This window comes from Alkalibacillus sp. S2W (assembly GCF_046764385.1).
Classification (GTDB): domain Bacteria; phylum Bacillota; class Bacilli; order Bacillales; family Alkalibacillaceae; genus Alkalibacillus; species Alkalibacillus almallahensis.
Genome location: NZ_CP177234.1, coordinates 683,567 through 703,555, shown reverse-complemented (window position 1 = coordinate 703,555; position 19,989 = coordinate 683,567). Strand labels below are relative to the sequence as shown.

General features: G+C 38.2%; 22 protein-coding genes. 9 read left to right on the top strand and 13 right to left on the bottom strand.

Annotation, left to right across the window (positions count from 1 at the left end; translation table 11 throughout):
* Positions 1 to 7 precede the first annotated feature (7 nt).
* The 4 genes from ACKXGF_RS03790 to ACKXGF_RS03775 all read right to left on the bottom strand — a co-directional run bounded on the left by ACKXGF_RS03790 (position 8) and on the right by ACKXGF_RS03775 (position 2,517).
* Complete coding sequence (locus ACKXGF_RS03790; RefSeq protein ID WP_411954932.1) at positions 8 to 565, bottom strand: cob(I)yrinic acid a,c-diamide adenosyltransferase; 558 nt, start codon at positions 563 to 565, stop codon at positions 8 to 10.
* Between the two features lies 1 nt (position 566).
* Positions 567 to 1,520 carry a D-2-hydroxyacid dehydrogenase gene (locus ACKXGF_RS03785; protein WP_411954931.1) on the bottom strand — a complete coding sequence of 318 codons (954 nt, stop codon included), beginning with the start codon at positions 1,518 to 1,520 and terminating at the stop codon, positions 567 to 569.
* A gap of 62 nt (positions 1,521 to 1,582) precedes the next feature.
* Complete coding sequence (gene bcp / locus ACKXGF_RS03780; RefSeq protein WP_411954930.1) at positions 1,583 to 2,053, bottom strand: thioredoxin-dependent thiol peroxidase; 471 nt, start codon at positions 2,051 to 2,053, stop codon at positions 1,583 to 1,585.
* Positions 2,054 to 2,157: 104 nt separating this feature from the next.
* Positions 2,158 to 2,517 carry a potassium channel family protein gene (locus ACKXGF_RS03775; RefSeq protein WP_167261575.1) on the bottom strand — a complete coding sequence of 120 codons (360 nt, stop codon included), beginning with the start codon at positions 2,515 to 2,517 and terminating at the stop codon, positions 2,158 to 2,160.
* Positions 2,518 to 2,665: 148 nt separating this feature from the next.
* On the opposite strand from ACKXGF_RS03775, the gene ACKXGF_RS03770 reads away from it, so the two are divergent.
* Together ACKXGF_RS03770 and ACKXGF_RS03765 are read left to right on the top strand one after the other, a co-directional pair.
* Entirely contained in the window at positions 2,666 to 3,967 is a 1,302-nt protein-coding gene (locus tag ACKXGF_RS03770; RefSeq protein WP_411954929.1) for a glutamate-1-semialdehyde 2,1-aminomutase, read from the top strand.
* Between the two features lie 277 nt (positions 3,968 to 4,244).
* Positions 4,245 to 5,288, top strand: a complete 1,044-nt coding sequence (locus tag ACKXGF_RS03765) for an FUSC family protein (protein WP_411954928.1) — start codon at positions 4,245 to 4,247, stop codon at positions 5,286 to 5,288.
* 159 nt (positions 5,289 to 5,447) lie between these two features.
* On the opposite strand, the gene ACKXGF_RS03760 is transcribed toward ACKXGF_RS03765, so the two are convergent.
* From ACKXGF_RS03760 to mutY, 7 genes are all read right to left on the bottom strand, one after another.
* On the bottom strand, positions 5,448 to 6,674 hold the full coding sequence (locus ACKXGF_RS03760) for a DUF4129 domain-containing protein (protein ID WP_411954927.1): 1,227 nt from the start codon (positions 6,672 to 6,674) through the stop codon (positions 5,448 to 5,450).
* On the bottom strand, positions 6,667 to 7,866 hold the full coding sequence (locus ACKXGF_RS03755) for a DUF58 domain-containing protein (protein ID WP_411954926.1): 1,200 nt from the start codon (positions 7,864 to 7,866) through the stop codon (positions 6,667 to 6,669). Before ACKXGF_RS03755 ends, ACKXGF_RS03760 begins: the two co-directional genes overlap by 8 nt.
* Positions 7,863 to 8,816 (bottom strand): AAA family ATPase, encoded by a 954-nt coding sequence (locus ACKXGF_RS03750; RefSeq protein WP_411954925.1) that lies wholly within the window; start codon positions 8,814 to 8,816, stop codon positions 7,863 to 7,865. The genes ACKXGF_RS03755 and ACKXGF_RS03750 overlap by 4 nt, the downstream gene beginning before the upstream one ends.
* 227 nt (positions 8,817 to 9,043) lie before the next feature.
* On the bottom strand, positions 9,044 to 10,810 hold the full coding sequence (locus ACKXGF_RS03745) for an ABC transporter ATP-binding protein (protein ID WP_411954924.1): 1,767 nt from the start codon (positions 10,808 to 10,810) through the stop codon (positions 9,044 to 9,046).
* Between the two features lie 87 nt (positions 10,811 to 10,897).
* On the bottom strand, positions 10,898 to 11,428 hold the full coding sequence (locus ACKXGF_RS03740; protein WP_167261588.1) for a DUF402 domain-containing protein: 531 nt from the start codon (positions 11,426 to 11,428) through the stop codon (positions 10,898 to 10,900).
* Between the two features lie 166 nt (positions 11,429 to 11,594).
* Positions 11,595 to 11,822: a gamma-type small acid-soluble spore protein gene (locus ACKXGF_RS03735; protein ID WP_167261593.1), complete on the bottom strand. Its 228-nt coding sequence runs from the start codon at positions 11,820 to 11,822 to the stop codon at positions 11,595 to 11,597.
* 79 nt (positions 11,823 to 11,901) lie between these two features.
* Complete coding sequence (mutY, locus tag ACKXGF_RS03730) at positions 11,902 to 12,984, bottom strand: A/G-specific adenine glycosylase (RefSeq protein ID WP_411954923.1); 1,083 nt, start codon at positions 12,982 to 12,984, stop codon at positions 11,902 to 11,904.
* A gap of 37 nt (positions 12,985 to 13,021) precedes the next feature.
* Between mutY and ACKXGF_RS03725 the strand changes: the two genes are divergently transcribed.
* On the top strand, positions 13,022 to 13,999 hold the full coding sequence (locus ACKXGF_RS03725) for a metal-dependent hydrolase (protein WP_411954922.1): 978 nt from the start codon (positions 13,022 to 13,024) through the stop codon (positions 13,997 to 13,999).
* Positions 14,000 to 14,253: 254 nt separating this feature from the next.
* On the opposite strand, the gene ACKXGF_RS03720 is transcribed toward ACKXGF_RS03725, so the two are convergent.
* Positions 14,254 to 14,586, bottom strand: coding sequence for a YfhH family protein (locus ACKXGF_RS03720; protein WP_411954921.1), 333 nt, complete (start codon positions 14,584 to 14,586; stop codon positions 14,254 to 14,256).
* An 82-nt stretch (positions 14,587 to 14,668) separates the two neighbouring features.
* On the opposite strand from ACKXGF_RS03720, the gene ACKXGF_RS03715 reads away from it, so the two are divergent.
* A complete protein-coding gene (locus ACKXGF_RS03715; protein WP_411954920.1) occupies positions 14,669 to 15,325 on the top strand; it encodes an SDR family NAD(P)-dependent oxidoreductase in 657 nt (218 codons plus the stop codon).
* Between the two features lie 16 nt (positions 15,326 to 15,341).
* Here ACKXGF_RS03715 and recX read toward each other — a convergent pair whose 3' ends face one another.
* The gene (gene recX, locus ACKXGF_RS03710; RefSeq protein ID WP_411954919.1) at positions 15,342 to 16,163 is read right to left on the bottom strand and encodes a recombination regulator RecX; all 822 of its coding nucleotides are present in this window, start codon (positions 16,161 to 16,163) and stop codon (positions 15,342 to 15,344) included.
* A gap of 67 nt (positions 16,164 to 16,230) precedes the next feature.
* Here recX and ACKXGF_RS03705 point away from each other — a divergent pair, with 67 nt between their 5' ends.
* The 5 genes from ACKXGF_RS03705 (at position 16,231) to ACKXGF_RS03685 (ending at position 19,968) form a co-directional block, all read left to right on the top strand.
* A complete protein-coding gene (locus ACKXGF_RS03705) occupies positions 16,231 to 17,136 on the top strand; it encodes a TIGR01777 family oxidoreductase (RefSeq protein WP_411954917.1) in 906 nt (301 codons plus the stop codon).
* A gap of 297 nt (positions 17,137 to 17,433) precedes the next feature.
* A complete protein-coding gene (locus ACKXGF_RS03700; protein ID WP_411954916.1) occupies positions 17,434 to 17,985 on the top strand; it encodes a GNAT family N-acetyltransferase in 552 nt (183 codons plus the stop codon).
* A 109-nt stretch (positions 17,986 to 18,094) separates the two neighbouring features.
* Positions 18,095 to 18,283, top strand: a complete 189-nt coding sequence (locus tag ACKXGF_RS03695; protein WP_411954915.1) for a PLDc N-terminal domain-containing protein — start codon at positions 18,095 to 18,097, stop codon at positions 18,281 to 18,283.
* Positions 18,284 to 18,286: 3 nt separating this feature from the next.
* The gene (locus ACKXGF_RS03690; protein WP_411954914.1) at positions 18,287 to 19,195 is read left to right on the top strand and encodes an ATP-binding cassette domain-containing protein; all 909 of its coding nucleotides are present in this window, start codon (positions 18,287 to 18,289) and stop codon (positions 19,193 to 19,195) included.
* Positions 19,195 to 19,968: an ABC transporter permease gene (locus tag ACKXGF_RS03685; RefSeq protein WP_411954913.1), complete on the top strand. Its 774-nt coding sequence runs from the start codon at positions 19,195 to 19,197 to the stop codon at positions 19,966 to 19,968. Before ACKXGF_RS03690 ends, ACKXGF_RS03685 begins: the two co-directional genes overlap by 1 nt.
* Positions 19,969 to 19,989: the final 21 nt, after the last annotated feature.

The following is a 19,989-nucleotide window of genomic DNA, read 5'->3' as shown; positions in this document are numbered from 1 at the left end:
AATTAGCTTAAACATCCGTCTTAAGTGGTAATTCTTCCCCACCCATAGCTTGATTGACATACCGAGCTGCTACGAACAGGAAATCTGATAATCGATTTAAATATTGGACCACTAGTTGATTCTCTAACTCATCTTCCAGAGACACGACAACTCTTTCTGCTCTTCTAACAATTGTACGAGCTGAATGTAAGGCCGCTGCACTTGGATGGCCTGAAGGTAAAATGAAATTATTAAGTGGTTCTAACGCTTGATCCCACTCATCAATCTGTTTTTCAAGAATGTCAATATGCTCCTGCTTAAGCTGCCACATGACCTCTTTACCTCTTGGCGTTGCAAGCTCAGCTCCAACATGGAAAAGAATTGTTTGTACTTGATGTAGTGCATCAATCACACCTTCTCGACCTTCAAACGATGCTTCAGTCAAATGACTTCTCGCAATTCCAACCATTGAGTTGGCCTCATCACAAGTACCATATGCTTCGACGCGAATATCATACTTCTTAACCCGTTTACCATAAATTAATGACGTTTCACCCTTATCCCCTGATCTTGTGTAAATGCGCATCTTAATACCCCCTGTCTGGGTCAATCACGTTTTCAACAAGTTGACCCGTTTCTAAATATGACTTCAAATTCGTTTCAAAAATATCAAAAGCACGTGATTGATAATGTCTTGAAATTCCTGATAAGTGAGGTGTGACCGTACATTGTTCTAAATCCCAAAGCAGTGACTGATCATCTAAAGGCTCTTCCTCAAACACATCTAACACGGCATGATAGAAATCCCCGTCTTTTAGTGACTGAACAATAGCTGTTTCATTAACTGTTTGCCCACGCCCCATATTTAAAAAGATAGCCGTTTCGTTCATCGCGCTAAATTCTTCTGAATCAAAGTAATGATGCGTTTCTACTGTTGCAGGTAATATTCCAATGACATAATCCGCTTCAGGCAAGTAATCGTGCAACGATTCATTTGGATGGCACTCATCAAAATGATCTTTCAGTTGACCACTTTGTGATATTCCTATCGTTTTCATACGGAAAGCTTTGGCTAACCTTGCAACTTCTTGACCAATTGCTCCTGTTCCTACAATTAACATCGTTCCACCAGTGATTTCTGTCATTTTTATAGAACGGTCCCACTTATGGTCTTCTTCAAGTTCCATTAGTGTTTTCGCTTGTCGACTCACCTGCAGAATCATAGCTATCACATATTCCGCCATTGGAATGGCATGAATTCCTCGGGCGTTAGTGACCTTGATTCCTTGTGCTTCAATTTGATCAAACGGCATTTTATCCAAGCCAGCTGAAATCACCATGATCCAAGACAGACGCTCAGCTTTTACAATATCATCAGCACTTAAATCTTCGCCGTATGTGATCAGAATATCCGCTTCAGATAAATGGGGTCTTGCTTCATCAATCGATTCCTGCCAATTAAAATAAATATCAGGAAACTGTTCTTCGAAATGCGTTTTAATACTCGATTTCACTTTACATGTCGTTAGTACATTCACCATCGTTCTCTCCTTATGTAGAACAGAAGGAACAACTATCTAAGCTGTTCCTTCCTCTGGTTGATTTAAGTTAAATTTTCTTCAATATATTGCATAGCTTCTTCTACGTGGTTCTTAACACGCACTTTGCGCCATTCTTTAACGATATTTCCTTCTGGGTCAATGATGAATGTTGACCGTTCAATTCCATAATATTCTTTGCCAAAGTTTTTCTTAAGCTTGTATACATCATATTTCTTAGCGGCTTCATTTTGCTCGTCTGATAATAAAACAAACGGTAAGTCATGTTTTTGAATAAATTTCTCATGACGGTCCAGTGGGTCAGGACTCACACCTAGAATGACTGTGTTTAAATCCTGAAAGTGTTCATAACGATCTCGGAAATCACACGCTTCTGTCGTGCAACCCGGTGTCATATCTTTCGGATAAAAATACAACACAACATTCTTTCCTCTAAAATCTGATAACGAGACTTGTTCACCATGATTGGCTGGCAAGGTAAAATCAGGTGCTGACTGACCAACCTCTGCTGACATCTTTCCATTCCTCCTACAAGAACTTTTACTTTTAGATTACCGAATAATTTGGCTCATGACAAATCAAATTCATGATTTTCTTGATTTTTTCACATTTGTACTCCCTAACGAAACAACTTATAAAAGAAAGCTGCCGGGAGCAAAAAGCCAATAAATGCCTCGACCAAAGCAATCGCTCGTCCAATTCCAACTGGCGTGATATCCCCATAACCAATGGTCATCAAGGTCACTCCACTAAAATAAATCGCGTGAAAAAACCGTTCGATGACTGAACCTACTTGTAACAACTCTCCTTGTAATAAGGTATACCCGATTTCAGCCAAACTAAAATAGATTAACGCAAAACTGAGCATTAAAATGACATACAATGCAATAAAAGCAGAGAATAACTCGCGTGAAAAAGATCCCCGCATATCTTGATAATAACGCATAAACGTATATAGACTACTTGATAAAATCGTCATGACAAGAACTAATGTAACGAGATGAATGATTCACACCTCTCTTTACGTTTGGCTTAATTATTCATATGATACAAAAGGACAAACCATGAAACGATACACGGTTTATATGATAAAATACTTATAGAATATGGAAGTTGGAGGCACTAAAATGAATCGAACAACATCAGAACAATTATACCAAGAAGCAGAAGATTTAATCGTCGGCGGTGTTAACTCACCATCCAGAGCATTTAAAGGTGTTGGTGGTGGCACACCTGTTTTTATGGACCATGGTAAGGGTGCTCATTTCACCGATGTAGATGGGAATCATTATATTGATTATTTAGGAGCATACGGCCCAATTATCACAGGGCACGCACATCCACATATTACTCAAGCGATTCAACACGCTGCAGAAAATGGTGTCTTGTATGGCACACCAACAAAACTCGAAAATCAATTTGCCCGTATGTTAACCAGCGCTATTCCCTCATTAGAAAAAGTCAGATTTGTAAACTCAGGAACTGAAGCAGTCATGACCACGATTCGAGTTGCGAGGGCCTATACTAACCGTCGCAAAATCATTAAATTTTCTGGTTGCTATCACGGCCATTCTGATCTTGTTTTAGTTGCTGCTGGTTCAGGCCCCTCTACATTAGGAAGCCCTGATTCAGCTGGTGTTACCCGTAATATTGCTGAAGAAGTCATTACGGTTCCTTTCAATGAAACAGAATCTCTAAAACAGGCACTCGAAACGTATGGTGATGATATTGCAGCTGTATTAATTGAACCGATTGTCGGAAATTTCGGCTTAGTTGAACCGAAACCAGGATTTTTAGAATCGGTTAAGGCTTTAACACATGATAATGGTAGCTTGTTAATTTTTGATGAAGTCATATCCGCCTTCCGTTTCCATTATGGTAGTGCGCAAGAAATGACAGGTGTAGAAGCTGATATGACGGCGATGGGCAAAATCATCGGTGGTGGCTTGCCAATCGGAGCATATGGTGGCCGTGTTGATATTATGGAACAAGTGGCACCACTCGGCCCAGCTTACCAAGCTGGTACCATGTCAGGAAATCCTGCGTCTATGGCTGCAGGGATTGCTTGCTTAGAAGTCTTACAACAAGACGATGTTTATGACGAAATGGACAGACTTGGCGAAAAACTCGAAAACGGCATTTTAAAACATGCCGAATCGTATGGACTTCCAGTGAAAATCAATCGTCTTAAAGGTATGCTAACGGTCTATTTCTCTGAACACGACATCACGAACTACGATGAAGCTGAAGCAACGAACGGTGAACAATTTGCAAAGTTTTTCCATCTGATGCTCGAACAAGGCATAAACCTCGCACCATCTAAATTCGAAGCCTGGTTCTTAACAACAGCTCACACTGACGATGACATCGACCAAACCTTAATAGCTGTCGAAAAATCATTTAAACAAATGGCACAGAAATCCATTTAGATCTTAGAAAATATTAATTTAAAAAATATTCAAAAAACGGTTGTTATTTAAACTTAATATGCTAAAATATAGATAATTCAGAATTTTTTGATCATCCCTTATCTAAGGAACATGATGTTATGAAACTCCCTTCCTTTCTGGTTTTACCAGATTTCAGCTCCCGGTATATGTTGCGGGAGCTCTTTTTTTGTTATGATAGGTTTATCTTCTCAGCACATACATTACAATATTAAACTCAACCGTATATTAGCTCATAGTTAGAAAGGAAGATTAAATCATGCGCGTGGGTGCAAGAGCATTTAAAACAGGCGTTGCTACAGCAGTTGCTTTTTACGTGTCACTAGCTTTCGGCTTAGAAGCTGGCTTATTCGCTGCTGCTATTGCTGCCGTTTCCTCCATTCAACCGTCAATCTATCGATCAATCCAGACGATTGTTGAACAAATTCAAGCCAATATTCTTGGTGTCGCATTAGGTATTATTCTTGTTTTAACAGTTGGTAATGAACCGTTTATCATTGGCTTTGCAATCGTAACTGTGATCGCTATCTGTATTCAATTACGAATGAAAGAAGACACAACATTCATTGCGATCATCGCAGTTATTGCGATTATGGATACAACGCAAATGCCTTTCTTTGAATTCGCAGGTGTCCGATTCAGTTCGATCTCCATTGGAATTCTGTCTGCATTCTTAGTTAACTTAGCGTTTTTACCACCAAAATACGAAACCAAATTATTTGAGGATATCAATCATACAACATCCGATATTTTACAATGGATCCGTGTGACAACGCGTCACTTATCTGACCAACCTGCACTTAAGAAAGAGATTAATCGTCTAGGGAATGATTTATCCAGTGTTGAGCAGACCTATAATTTATTTTCGGAAGAACGTACGTATTCACAAAAACGCTGGTACGAGCGCGCTCGGAAACTTGTTTTATTTCGACAATTAATTCATACTTCAAATAAATCATTTCAGGTTCTAAATACTTTACATCGTATGGATGATGATATTGAGAACATCCCTAGAAAGATTAATGAACAAGTTATTGAAGAAGTCGACAAGACATTACACACACATGAAAAACTGATCCTGATGTATTTAGGAAGAATTCGTAAAAAAGAAACCGATCCATTAGAAAAAATCTCAGAGCCTGATATACCAGCGCTCGTCGACCAACTTCTCACGGTCTATGAGGAAGACGACGAAGACCGCTTGAAACTATTACCCCTAGCTTCTACTCTAATGGATTATCATCACGAATTATTACGACTTAAACGTTTGTTGAGTAGTTACCAAACTAGTTCACATAACTAAAATTAAAACCGCTTAGCTGATTATAGGAATAATCAGCTAAGCGGTTTTTTGAATTCGGATTATCATGCTTAGTTACTAGATAATCAGATCCATTAATGAGATAAGTGCATGCACTTATCTCATTAATCACCTTATTTATTTAATAAATTTACTGTCACCTCAATTTTCATCGATAAATCGTTGTTTCATAGTCCCCTTTAAGCCTTCTAGCTTTTGCTTGAATTGTTTTAAATCTCCTCCTACATCCTGAACATCACCATAGCGAACTTGTTCATATTCACGAATAGTCGCATAATCGATTTCTTGAGCTATTTCTAACCGGTTCAACCACTCATATGTCGTCTCAAATTGATATCGGCCTAGGTCATGTTTAGCTGCCCATTTTTCTAAATCAAAATAAGCTCGACGAATCTCATGTTCAGGTGGCGAAATTTTTTCTTTACGCTTGAACCATTTGCGATGATTGATTTTTTCTTTATCGACTTGCTCATCATATTGATGACGGATTTGATCCTGATGTGCCAATAATTTTCGACGGTACATGATATAACCTATGATCGCAGCCACGATCATTGCTCCTATGACAACATAAGTCAAATAATCAAAGACTACCGCAGCAACGGAAGAATCCTGAGCAGATTCCATTTCACCAAATTCAGTAGGTGGAGCACCATTATTTTCATCTTCAACTTCAGGCGGCTCGATATTTATTCCGCCGACAAAGTTGAGTAAAGGGCTTACCGCCCAAGAAAAAGCATACAATGCCCAATAAATAACCGTGTTGATGACAAATTTAATATATGGAAACAAGGTATAACTTAACCAAGTCAGACCACCCAACGTTCCTAAACTCGCTAAAATGACTAATAACTTCTTCTTCGTTGCCTCGCTCCTGGTCTGTTCATCACGCATGTAAAAGTAACCTAAGCGACCTGCCAACCACACGAAGACTTGGACGACAAATAAACCTAAATAATAGGCCGAAAAGCCATCAGACGTTGAAGCTTGTACCATATAAGTTACAATCGCTAATAAAAATGTGATGACTAACACAACTGCTTCATTATCCTGATCAGGCTTAATATAACGATTTTCCATTCTAATCGTTAAAAAACCAGCTAAAATAATTGCCAAAATAATATGGAAACCAAACATAAAACTGATCGCAAGCAAAATCGGAAAAGCTGCATAAACCGCTTTATGACCGCCCATTTTATTTAAAACAATAGCACATAACGGCGCAATCACAAGTGCTATAATTAAAAATTCGATTAATGGTGGGTAAATTTGCCGTGCAATGTAGTTGTAGGCTAACACTAGCCATAATGGAAATAGTTCTAATACATATTGATACCAACGCAAATACTTCAAGGAGAAATCAGCCATGCATCGCCACCTCCCCTTGGTACGTCTTATGAAGCCCTTCTTCGTTTAAGAAGTATAGGGCAGAACCTCTTCTTTCAAACCGTTTTAAATAGGCGAGTTGAGAAGCTCTAACATGACCAACATGAATGATATAGGCAGGTGGTGATTCATGTTTATCAACAAAATGCAACAAGCGTTCATACTTAGCCGTGAATGTCAGTAACTTCAAACGAGCCAGAAGTTCAAGTGATCGTTGATAATGTTTCTGCCCTTCTCCTTCAAGTAAGTGCATGAAAGGAATTTGATCAATCGATGAAACATTGATAAATAATCGATAAGGAATCTGATGCGTTGTCGCGTAATGCATCATATAAGCCGTTTTTTCCAGCAAATGCTCAATGTTTTCATGAACACCGCGACCATATTCGTCATGTATATTGACTAAAAAACACCAAGAAATTTGACTTGCTTTCTCGAAGACTTTGGTTTGAAGATTTCCTTCCTTAGCAGATGCTTTCCAATGAATACGATTAAATGCATCACCCGGTTCATAGTCTCTTGTACCAACTGGCAAGGTATGATCATCAAACAAGGAATGATTCGCACGGTGATAACCCATCCGCTTCGGGGCCATTAAATCGATATTAGCAACAGCTGACTTTTTAGGATAAACGATAACTTCCTGTTTAAATCTTGTTAGACTTCGCATAAAGATTGAGCCAAACCCAAACATATTAGGTGTTTTGATTTCTACATGATGAATTCGTGCAACACCACGTTTTTCCGTTGAATAAGGAATTTTAAATGTTCGCTTTTCCCAGAACATCAGATTAAATGCCTGTTGAAAAGTTGTTGCGTAACGTCTACGAACATGACGTCCTCCTTCAAAATGAACAATATCATCCATTTCAACCGTTAATATAGCGTTAAATAGAGGTAATATACCTTTCTGTTCAATCGTGACCTCTAATTCTCCTTGATCGCCCTGATAATGCCTAATATTAGTACGAGGAAATTCAATACTTAGATAATCATCAACATGTTTTTCATAAAATACGCTCATGCCATATAGCAACATAACTAAAATAGCTAACAACACAAGCATATATATTTGCTCGAAACTAATAAAAAAAGCAGCAAATAATATAAACGTCCCAATCAAGACAAGTGTCGGGAAAGTTTTGTTATCCTGCGAATACTTTTGAAACGTCATGACGATGTAACTCCATATTCAGCTGGTACTTCTACTGTTTCTAACGCTTCACGTAACACCTCATCCTGTGACTTTAAGGTTGCTCCGTCTAAACTTAAGACTAAACGGTGCGGTAACGCATAAGGTGCCATCGTTTTGACATCATCAGGTGTAACATAATTCCGTCCTTGAATGACCGCACGACCTTGTGCAGCACGCATGAAGGCTAAAGTTCCACGTGGACTCACCCCAACGTCGATATCTTGATGCTCGCGTGTCGCGCGAACGATTGAAAGAATATACGCTTCAACATCTTCAGAAACGTGAATGGCTTTCACCTCTTCTTGAAACTTTGTTAACATATCATTTGTTAAAATCGCTTGTAACGCATCGAGTGGATTCGTCTCTTTATGCTCACGCATCATCCGTTTTTCATCTGCAAACGAAGGATAACCAAGGTCCAATTTCATGAAAAAACGATCCATTTGCGCTTCCGGTAAATCAAATGTCCCTTGCTGTGATTCCACGGGGTTTTGCGTAGCGATTACGATAAACGGTTGTGGAATATTGACCGTTTCGCCATCAATCGTCACTTGCTTTTCTTCCATTACTTCAAGTAAAGATGATTGCGTACGCGGTGTAGCACGGTTGATTTCATCAGCTAATAGCACATTTGTTAAAACAGGTCCCACACGCATTTCAAACTGCTGATCTTTCGGATTAAAATACTGTATCCCTGTCACATCTGATGGTAAGACATCTGGCGTGAATTGAATTCGTTGAAAATCACCCTCAACTGATTTCGCTAGGGCTTTTGCGAGCATCGTTTTACCAGTACCAGGCACACTTTCTAAGAGCACATGTCCTTGGTTTAAAAATGCGTTCATTAATAACTCAATCGTCTCATCCTTACCCATGATTACCTGACCAATTTGTTCTTTAATTTTATGTATCTCTTGTTCAATTGCCATCATGAACCCTCCTTGTCACAATCATCATATTTTTCAGACTAATTATATTACAAAAATACTTTAACATAAAAATGGCTATGAATCATTATTCATTCATTACTTTATCCATATTTTTCTAAAAATTACGCTTTGATACGAAGGTAGTTAACTAACTTAAGGTAGGCTCTTTGCGTAAGATAAATATTTAAAAAACCTGACTATATGATCATATAGTCAGGTCCTTCTAATCAAACATGATTTACTTCATGCTGGTCTAATTCTTGTACAGTAAATAAATTATAATATAAACCTCGTTGTTGCATTAATTCTTCGTGTGTTCCTTCTTCTTTGATTTCTCCATCGTTCATTAAAATGATTCGGTCAGCATGTGTGATCGTCGATAAGCGGTGAGCCACAACAAAGGTAGTCCGACTATCAGATAATGTTGCCATCGCTTCTTGAATCAAGTGTTCACTTTCTAAATCAAGTGCTGAGGTTGCTTCGTCTAAAATTAATAATGGTGGATTTTTCAAGAAGACACGTGCAATAGCGACACGTTGCTTTTGACCACCAGACAATTTCACTCCGCGCTCACCAACTAATGTATTATAGCCATTTGGAAATTCCATGATAAACTCATGCGCATTGGCAGCTTTAGCCGCTTGAATAACCTCTTCATTTGTCGCATCTGGATTTCCCATGCGGATATTCATTTCAATCGAATCACTGAAAAGAATACTATCTTGTAAAACCATTCCGATTTTATCACGTAATGAACGAGCTTGAAGATCGCGGACATCATAACCATCGATTTTAACCGCGCCATCGACCACATCATAAAAACGAGGGATCAAACTAACAAGCGTTGACTTACCGCCCCCACTCATTCCTACAAGTGCAACGGTCTCACCTTTCTTAACCGATAGATCAACATTTTTAAGAACTAATTCCTCTTCATCATCATACTTAAATGATACATTTTCAAACGTGACGTCACCATGAACCGATTCCAATTTTTTAGCATTTGGTCGGTCGACTATGTCATATTCTTCGTCCATAAACTCAAAGACACGGTCCATTGAAGCGTGTGCTTGTGTAAGTTGAGTCATGCTATTCACTAGACGACGCAGTGGATTATACACACGTTGCATATACTGAACAAACGCGACCATAACACCAATCGTTACAGCGCCTTCTAACACAAAATAACCACCTAATCCTAAGACAACTAATGGCGCTAAATCCGTAATTGTATGAGTGACGGCGTATGATTTAGCGTTCCAGTTCGTAAATCGCAGCGCTCGATCTAAATATTTTCCGTTATGTTCGTCAAATTCATTTTGAGCATGATCCTCTAAGGCAAAACCACGAATAACTGGCATCCCCTGCACACGCTCGTGTAAGTGTCCTTGTACTTCAGCTAACGCCTGTGAACGATCACGGGTTAACTCTCGCAGTCTAGAATAAAAATACTTCACTGAAAAACCATAAACCGGGAATAACACAATAGCTGTAAGCGTTAATAGAGGATCAAGGTAGGTCATAATACCAAGCGCAATTAATATCGTTCCCATATCAAGCCAAATATTCATTAGACCTGTTACCACAAATGTTTTGGTCTGCTCTACGTCATGAATCACACGTGAAATAATTTCACCCGTTTTAGTTTTTGAATAAAATTTCAAACTTAAACGTTGTATATGGTCGAATAAATGATCACGAATGTCATATAAAATTTTACTACTCACATACTGCGCTAAATATTGTCGGAAATATTCGATCGGCGGACGTAAAACTAAAAAGACAAAGAAAGCAATTCCCATAATCCAAACCAATTTGTCTATTTGCTCGGCTGTTGTTAAATCATCTGCACGTAAAATATCATCAATCACATACATCGTGATCAGCGGCATAATTAAAGGTATACCAAACTTTAAAATACCGACTAATATGGTTAACGCTATTTTCCATTTATAAGGCTTTACAAACTGCAAATAACGTTTAATACTATCCAATTTCTTGTCACCTTCTTTCGTTGCCTAACAAATAAAAGACACTTGTCATAGGACAAGCGTTCTACGTTACGATTGTTATTTCACTGATTACTTGTAATTTCTACGATAATAATCATACCATTTTTCCACAAACGCCGCATCGAAAGGCCCTTTTCTTCCTTGTACCCATTGTTCTAATATCTGCAATTGTTTATACAAGATTTGTTGTAAAACATCAGGATAATTCATTTTCTTACGGTGAATATCATATTCATCTTCATCTAAAATCTTATAAGAGCCATCAGCAAATACTTTAATATCTAAATCATAATCAATATATTTCAACGCTTCATGATCGACCACATATGGTGAACTGATATTACAATAATAATAAATGCCATCTTGTCGCATCATGGAAATGATATTAAACCAATAATCTGTTGTGAAATAAGTTATAGCAGGCTCACGCGTTCGCCACGTGCGACCATCACTTTCAGTCACTTTCACACGATCGTTGCCACCGATTAAGGTTGTTTCATCGCTATGTAAAACGATTGTTTTTTCCCAAACACGGTGCAATGAGCCGTTATGTTTATAGCTGCGAATTTCGATTTCATCTCCGTCTTCAGGAATCATCATCGCTAACCCTTCCTTCTTTATTAACTTTCATTGACAACGTCATTCCAATATCGACATTGTACCATATCAATCGACTGAATTCGATTATGTTGCGTGAAAATAAAGAAGAAGCACTCCATATACCAGGAGTGCTTCTTCCCACATGATGCATGATTAAATCATGTCATTATTGGTTTTTTTGGTTTTGCTGATTTTGCTGCTGTTTCTTTTGTTGAGATTGCTGATTTTGACGCTTCACTTCTTGTGCGTCTGTCTCAGAAGCAAATTCTTGCTGAAATTGACCTTGTTGAGCTTGCTGAGATTGTTGGTTTTGTTGCTTAACTTGTTGTGCGTTAGTTTGCGCAGCTTGCTGGTTTGGTTGTTGCTGCGCTTGACGTTGGTTCTTCTTAGCCATTGATATCACCTCCGCATTGATTAATCTAACCAAAATAGCGGTGTGTTATCCAAAATATCATTTCCAAAAAAATCTAATTTCAAATCAGCTTATTGAGCACCTTTTGTTGTACATTCGGTAATGGATAAGTTCTAATTAACTCATCATCAACCCATTCACCATTTAAATTCGGACGGTCTTGATCAATGATTTCAGCCTCTAAAATGTCGACTTCCCATATAACATGTGAAAACACATGTTTAACTCGTCCAAGATGAGATGTTAACGTAATTGATACACCGTAATGTTCTTTAAACCAATTAATTAATGATGTTTCAGTAAATTTTTCTTGAGAATATAATGGAAATTGCCAAAGACCGGCTAACAATCCATCATCAGGTCGTTTTTCGATCAAATAATTTCCCGTGTTATCACGTAAAATAAGAGTAAAGTAAGTTTCCTGTTTTTGTTTTTTCGCCTTTGTTTTAACAGGAAGTTCAGTTTGGATTCCTTTAGCAAAGGCTTGGCAATGTGATTGGACAGGACACTGATCACATCTCGGGTTTTTAGGTTGGCAAATTAATGCTCCTAATTCCATTAATCCTTGATTAAAAGCTGAAGGATCTTCCTCTGAAATAATGTCACGAATTATATCTTCAAATACCGTTTTTGTTTTCGGCTTAGCAATATCTTCATCAATCTCTAAAACACGTGACATCACACGCATAACATTGCCATCAACTGCAGGTTCTGGTTGATTAAACGCAATACTTAAAATCGCACCTTGCGTATAAGAACCGACGCCTTTTAATTTTTTTAATTCTTTTTTATCACTTGGTACTTGCCCGTTATATGTAGACACTACTTCTTTTACAGCATCATGAAGGTTGCGGGCACGTGAGTAATAACCTAACCCTTCCCACGCCTTTAATACATCTTGTTGGTCTGCATGAGCCAGTTCATACACAGTCGGATAATGATTCATGAAATGTTTAAAATAAGGGATAACTGTGTCGACCTGTGTCTGCTGTAACATAATTTCTGACACCCAAATATGATAAGGATCTTGTGTTCGGCGCCAAGGTAAATCCCGCTTCTGATCGTAGTACCAGTTAATCAAATCATTTCTGAATGCTTGACCATCAAATAAAACGGGTATGGATATAGAGGATTTATTAGACATACTTATCACCTAACTTATTCTAAGGAGGTATAAACCATTGGATACGGCAACCCACATCACTATGGGCGTCGCCATCGGTGGGTTGGCTACAATCGACCCCGCCGTTGAACAAAACCCCGAGCTATTTCACGCCGTTTTTATTGGGGCCATCATTGGTTCACATGCTCCTGATTTTGATACATTTTTTAAATTTAAAGATAATGCCACATATATACGCCATCACCGTGGATCATCGCATTCTCCATTAGCTGTTTTATTATGGAGTTTGATTGTATCGTTACCATTATTTCTAATCTTCCAAGATGCATCATTCAGCCATCTTTGGGGTTGGATTTTATTATCCGTCATACTTCATGTGTTTGTCGATATATTTAATGCATATGGAACTCAAGCGTTAAAGCCTTTTGTGAATAAATGGATAGCGCTTGGCTGGATCAGTACATTTGATCCGTATATATTTGGCTTATTTTCAGCTGGAGCCATTGCCTGGTTACTAGGAGCGGACCCTGTCATTACCTATGGGGCAATATTCTTTGTTGTTTTCTTATACTATATTAAACGATTTCTTGATAAAAAAGAAATCACCGATATTTTACAGAAGCATTTCCCAAGTGCGACGAAAATCATCACACAGCCTACTATTAGACATAATGAATGGCGTGTTGTTATTGAGACACCTAAATTTTATTTTGTTGCCGATTATGATCACGGTCATATCGACATCAAGGACACCTTTAAAAAACGGGATTTCCCAGATTCAACTGAAATGAATGCAGCCTTTCAAGATGATAACGTTAAATCGTTTAGAAATTTCTCACCCGTTTATCGGTATGAGATTGAACGTCATGATGATTATACTGAAATTCGCTTTATCGATTTACGCTATCGCACAGACGGCCATTATCCATTCGTCGCTGTCGTCACGTTAGATAAGTTCTATAATATTTTAACATCTTATACGGGTTGGATTTATTCCGAAGAGAAATTACAGAAAAAACTTGAATCACTGACTTAATATGAACCAGCCAAAGTAATTTTGGCTGGTTTTTTTCGGTTTGTTAGAAGGGTCGCTCAATTACAAACGCTTTAGCACAATAATCCTCTAATTCGCACATTTACATCAGCTTCCCGCTCAATTATTAACCAAAGTCACACAAATATATTATAGCTCGCTCAATTAACCGTTAATCTCGCACAATTCCCATCTTACCCAACACTATTTCCCCAGAAAAAAACTGACAACCAATTATAGGTCATCAGTTTGAATATTTAATCTAACCGATCGATTAAGAGTGCGATTGGGAGAGCTTCTTCTTCGTTTACAATTTCGTCCTGTTTTGTTTTTCTTGTGCCCCAAGCAAAAACGCCATTCATATAAGCAATCTCAAATTTTTCCGATGGTGAGCCATTGATTTCATAAACTTGGCCACGACGATATTCACGTGGGTTCAGCATGTATGATTTAGCCATCACGATTTTCCGTTGATGGACGGCGTATTCATTGACCATCCCAAGTTGTTCAGCTTTCTGTGCTTTTTCTGTTAAGTCAGCAATTTCTTCACGCAATTGCTGAACTGTATATTGACTATAGCGACGTTGCATCATAATTCTCCTTTCAACTTCATTTACATCTTATCAAATTCAAGGCATAATAAAAATACTTATGAATCAAGGAGGCATGATCATGAAGAAAGCACTTATTACGGGGGGCGGCTCTGGCTTAGGACAGGCTTTAGCCTTACGCTACGCTAAACAAGGATATTCGATCTATTTAGTCGGACGTACTGAAAATAAATTAGCTGATACAAAAGAACAAATTGAAAAGCAAGGCGGACAAGCTGAAACATTAACTGCCGATATTACTGATTGGAATTCAGTCCAATCTCTTGCTAAACAAGTTGGACCGATTGACTTATTGATTAATAATGCAGGTATCGGATTCTTTAATACCATCGACGACCTCGAAAAACAGGAAATTGACACAATGGTTAACGTTAATGTGAATGGTTTAATCTATACGACCAAACATTTATTAGATCACGTTATTCAAGCGAACGGTCGTATATTAAATATCATTTCAACAGCTGGTCTTTACGGTAAAGTTCAAGAATCAGCTTATTGCGCCAGTAAATTCGCTCAGCGTGGTTTTACAGAAAGCTTACAAAAAGAATTAGCTGACGAAAACATCGCTATTTCAGCTGTTTATATGGGGGGCATGAACACACCATTCTGGGATGACAGCGACTATATTGACGATCCATCAGTCCTTCCTTCACCTGATGATTATGCAAAGCAAATTGTTGAAAAAGATGATGGCCGTGCTGAAATCCACGTTGAATAAAGTAAAGCAGGGAGAGTTATGACGACTCTTCCTGCTTTTTTTCTTCAATAAATTGTTGAACGTGCTCACCTTGAAAGCCTTTTTGAAATAAGGATGCTTTGACTTTTTGTTCAAGTGTATAGCCTTCATGTTTGCGTGCATATTTCCGCCAAGCCTTTTCACCTTGGTAGTAAACAGCTGCTTTTTCGTCATCTTCATCAGCTGACAAATCAATTGATTGAACAGCAAGATCTATTGCTTCACGCGTAAAACCTTTTTGCATCATGGCTTGTTTAGCTTGGTTAAGTTGTTCTCGAAATGATTTCTTTGAATTGGATTGCATTTTTTTATTAATCAAATTGACTAATTTGTCGACTTCATCTTCCTGGGAGTATTGGGATAATCCTTGTTCAATTTGCTCCTCGGTCAATTTCTTCTGTTTAAGCTCTTGTCTAATTTTATTAGGACCACTTGATGAAGTGTTCATTTTTGAACGCACATAAACTTCGGCAAATGCCATATCATCAACAAGGCCCTCTTGTTCTAATCGATTTAAAACATAGTCAATATCTTGTTGGCTCGCTTCTTTTTTGGTTAAATAATCACTGATTTCTGATTTTGCACGCATTCGGTAGCTTAAATAATTGATAGACAGGGTATAGTACCTGTACATGGCATCTTGTTTTTGGATTTCGTTCATGTCATCATCTGATAGTTCCATCCCTTTTCTCAAGGCATAGCGAACTAATAGATCTTCATGGACACCAAAAGCAAAAACTTCACTGCCTTGTCGTTCAATAAAAATATTGAAGCGATCTTGATGCTTTTTTTGTTGCGTAATTTTACTTATCTTGACCATCAGACAGGTCACCCCTAACGTTTTACTACACCTATTATAATACACGATTCAAAGGAGGTACATCCGTTTGAAAATTGTAATCGCAGGCGGAACAGGCTTTGTAGGGCAACATCTCGTCGATCATTTCAGCTCAAAAGACGATGAAATTATTATTTTGACGCGTAATCCTAATAAGTATCAGTCAGATCATAACATCCACTACATCGAATGGTTAACACCAAATGGTCAACCAGAACTTGAAATCGGCTATGCTGATGTTTTTATTAATTTAGCTGGTGAATCATTGAACAGTGGACGATGGACTGAGGAAAGAAAAGAACGTATCTTAGAAAGCCGTATGACAACAACACGTGAGCTCATTCGAATCATGGGAGCGATGCAACAGCCTCCCCACACATTTGTTAATGCTTCAGCTGTCGGCTATTATGGCACATCAGAAACGGATATTTTTACTGAACAGACTCAACAACCCGGAAATGATTTTCTCGCTGAAGTATGTGATATGTGGGAGAAAGAAGCTGACGAAGCTAAATCGCTAGATATTCGTGTGATTAAAACACGTTTTGGACTCATATTAGATGGTCATGATGGTGCGCTACCGAAGATGGCCTTACCGTATCAATTATTCGCTGGTGGTCCGCTTGGTTCAGGTGAACAATGGATGTCTTGGATTCACATTTACGATGTGGTTAAAGGCTACGACTGGGTGATTGAACACAGTGATATTAAAGGCCCTGTTAACTTTACTGCTCCTAATCCGAAACGTAATAAGGAATTTGGAAAAGTGCTTGGTCAAGCGTTAAAACGCCCACATTGGATCCCTGCACCATCATTCGCTATTCGAACAGCATTGGGTGACATGAGTACACTGTTATTAGAAGGGCAATACGTTTATCCAAAAGTCCTCCTTGAATCAGGTTATACCTTCCATTTTCCAACTCTAAAAGAAGCTTTAGAGGAGATCTATCAATAAACTGAAGAATGATCAAAAAATTTTTTCAAAAAATGATAAATACCTATATGCAAAATGGCAAACCTGTTGTAAAATTTGTTTAGTCAAAGTAAAGGGAAGGCAAATGGTGCGCCACTGCTCGAATATGAGTGGTTCTAGTGGGTTCGATTCCCACCCCGGATTTTTGTTTATGTGCATTGAATGCAACTTCTTGATTAAGATGTGCAATTAATAAAAATTCGAGGGTGATCGCACCCACTGCCTACACCTGTCGTAAGCATCACCCTCGTAAACTATGCTGTTTAGGGGGTATTTTTTATGCTTAAAAAACGTGAATTACATGATGTGCCAACACTTTTTCCACTTTTGAATGATGAAGCTGTTAAACCTTTTGTACGGGAAACCGCAAAGTCCACCGAGGAATATTACTTTTTTATTAATCAAATGAATCAACGTGAAGAAAACGGTGAATTAATTTCTCGTACGATTTTAGATGAATTCGAGTCGCCAGTTGGTGCTATTTCACTTTACGATATTGAGGACGGAAAAGGATTTTTGGCTACTTGGGTAGGTAAACCCTTCTTCGGCCAAGGATATAATCAATATGCGAAAGAGTTATTTTTATCGGAAGTATTCTTACAATGTGATATAGAAGTGGTCTTTTTGAAGGTGAATAAAATCAATCACCGGTCCATCAAAGCGGTCCATAAATTAGGCTATGCTACTCAAGCGAATGACACGTATCCTCAAGTTTATGAACGGATTAACCAAGGGGAGAAAGAATATGACCTGTTCGCAGTCTATAAAGAGGCCTTTATGTTCTACTTAAATGATCAACATCAAGCTGAAATTAGTGAATTAGAAGCATAAATGATAACCTTCTTACTTTGGAGTAGGAAGGTTTTTTATATTAATTGCCAATAATATTGAAAAAATTTCAGCATTATCGGTTATAATGGAACTAAAAGGGGAGATTCTTTTGGACGATTTGATCATACAGTTAATTCTGCCATTAGTGATTTTACAACTAATCTTAATCATTGTTGCCCTAATTGATCTGCGTCGTGTCGAGGCAACACGAGGGCCCAAATGGGTATGGATCTTGATTATTATATTCGGAAATCTCGCTGGGCCGATTATTTATTTTATCGTGGGAAGGAAGGGGTAAATAATGTCGATTATGTCTGCGAACCATCTTACGAAAACATTTCAAGGTCATACAGTTGTCGATGATTTATCATTTACATTAGAACCTGGAAAATGTGTGGCTTTACTCGGCCCAAACGGTGCTGGTAAAACCACAACACTTCGTATGTTAGCTGGCTTTATTAAACCCAGTCAGGGTAATATTCGATTTGACGAAGAACAGTTTACGAAGGATATTCGTCACTATGTTGGCTATTTACCACAGTATCCTATCTTTCATAATTGGATGACTGGAGAAGAGTTCTTAATTTATGTAGGTAAACTTGCTTTTCTATCCAAAAACGAGGCTAAAGCAAAGGCACATGAACTGCTTGACCTTGTCAGACTAGGCGATGATAAACAGAAACGGATTGGGAAATATTCAGGTGGCATGAAGCAGCGACTTGGGATTGCACAAGCACTAATGCACGATCCCCAATTAATTATTCTAGATGAACCCGTTTCATCATTGGACCCGATTGGTCGCCGTGAGGTACTCAATCTAATCCGAGAACTGAAAAAGGATGCAACTATTCTTTTTTCAACTCATATTTTAAACGATGCGGAAGAGGTTAGTGATGATATTTTACTTTTAAACCATGGTAAACTTCTAAAACAAGGCGCAATTCAAGAGATACATAGTCAACAAGAAACGAAAACCATTTATCTAGCGTTTCAAGACGAGCCTAAATTTATTGAAGAACGTCTAAAAGAGATTAATTCAGTATTTAATATTAAACGGGAGAATGCTGGATTCGCTATCACCGTTCATGACGTCAATGAAGCAAGGGCACAATTACTAGAGGTGATTCAATCAGAAGGTTGGAATTTGACGAAATTCGAAGTCCTATCTGCCTCACTTGAAGATATATTCATAAAGGCGGTGACTGAATAATGCAATGGCAAACCATTTACAAGAAAGAAATGCTCGACCATTGGCGCCATTTCAAGTGGATTTGGGTTCCTATTGTCTTTATCTTATTCGCCGTCATGGACCCTTTAACTGCTTATTTTATGCCCATTATATTAGAATCAGCTGGTAATGTTCCAGAAGGGGCTACGATTGATATCCCAACCCCTTCCGTTGGTGAAGCTATGATCATGAGTTTTAGTCAATTGAATATGTTAGGTGTCTTAATAGCTGTTGTCATATCAATGGGACTGATTTCACGAGAACTCAGTACGGGGGTTTATGAGCTAATCTTATCTAAGCCTGTTCGTTATAGCCATTATATGACAGCTAAATTCACAGCTATGATGACACTCCTAAGCGTGTCGATCATCTTGGCACTCATTACAGGCTGGTATTATGTCACCGTTTTATTTGGAGATCTTGCCTTTACTCAATTGTTGACTAGCGCGATCTTTTATATATTTTATTTCATGCTTATTTTAAGCATCGTGATGGTCTTTAACAGTTGTCTAACATCGCCTGGGCTTGTGGCATTTCTATCTATTTTTACAGTCGTTGTATTAAATGCCCTCACGTCTATTTTTGATCATGTCATTACTTGGAGCCCGATGTTAATTTCAGATTATATTGGCACCTACATTTTCTCAGGTGAAATCGAAACGGACCTTTATTTCAGTACAGGAATCGCCATCATCATCAGTCTTCTATTATTATGGTTATCCATTATCCTGCTCAAAAGACAGGAAATGCACTAACATTGTTAAACAAAATCGGCG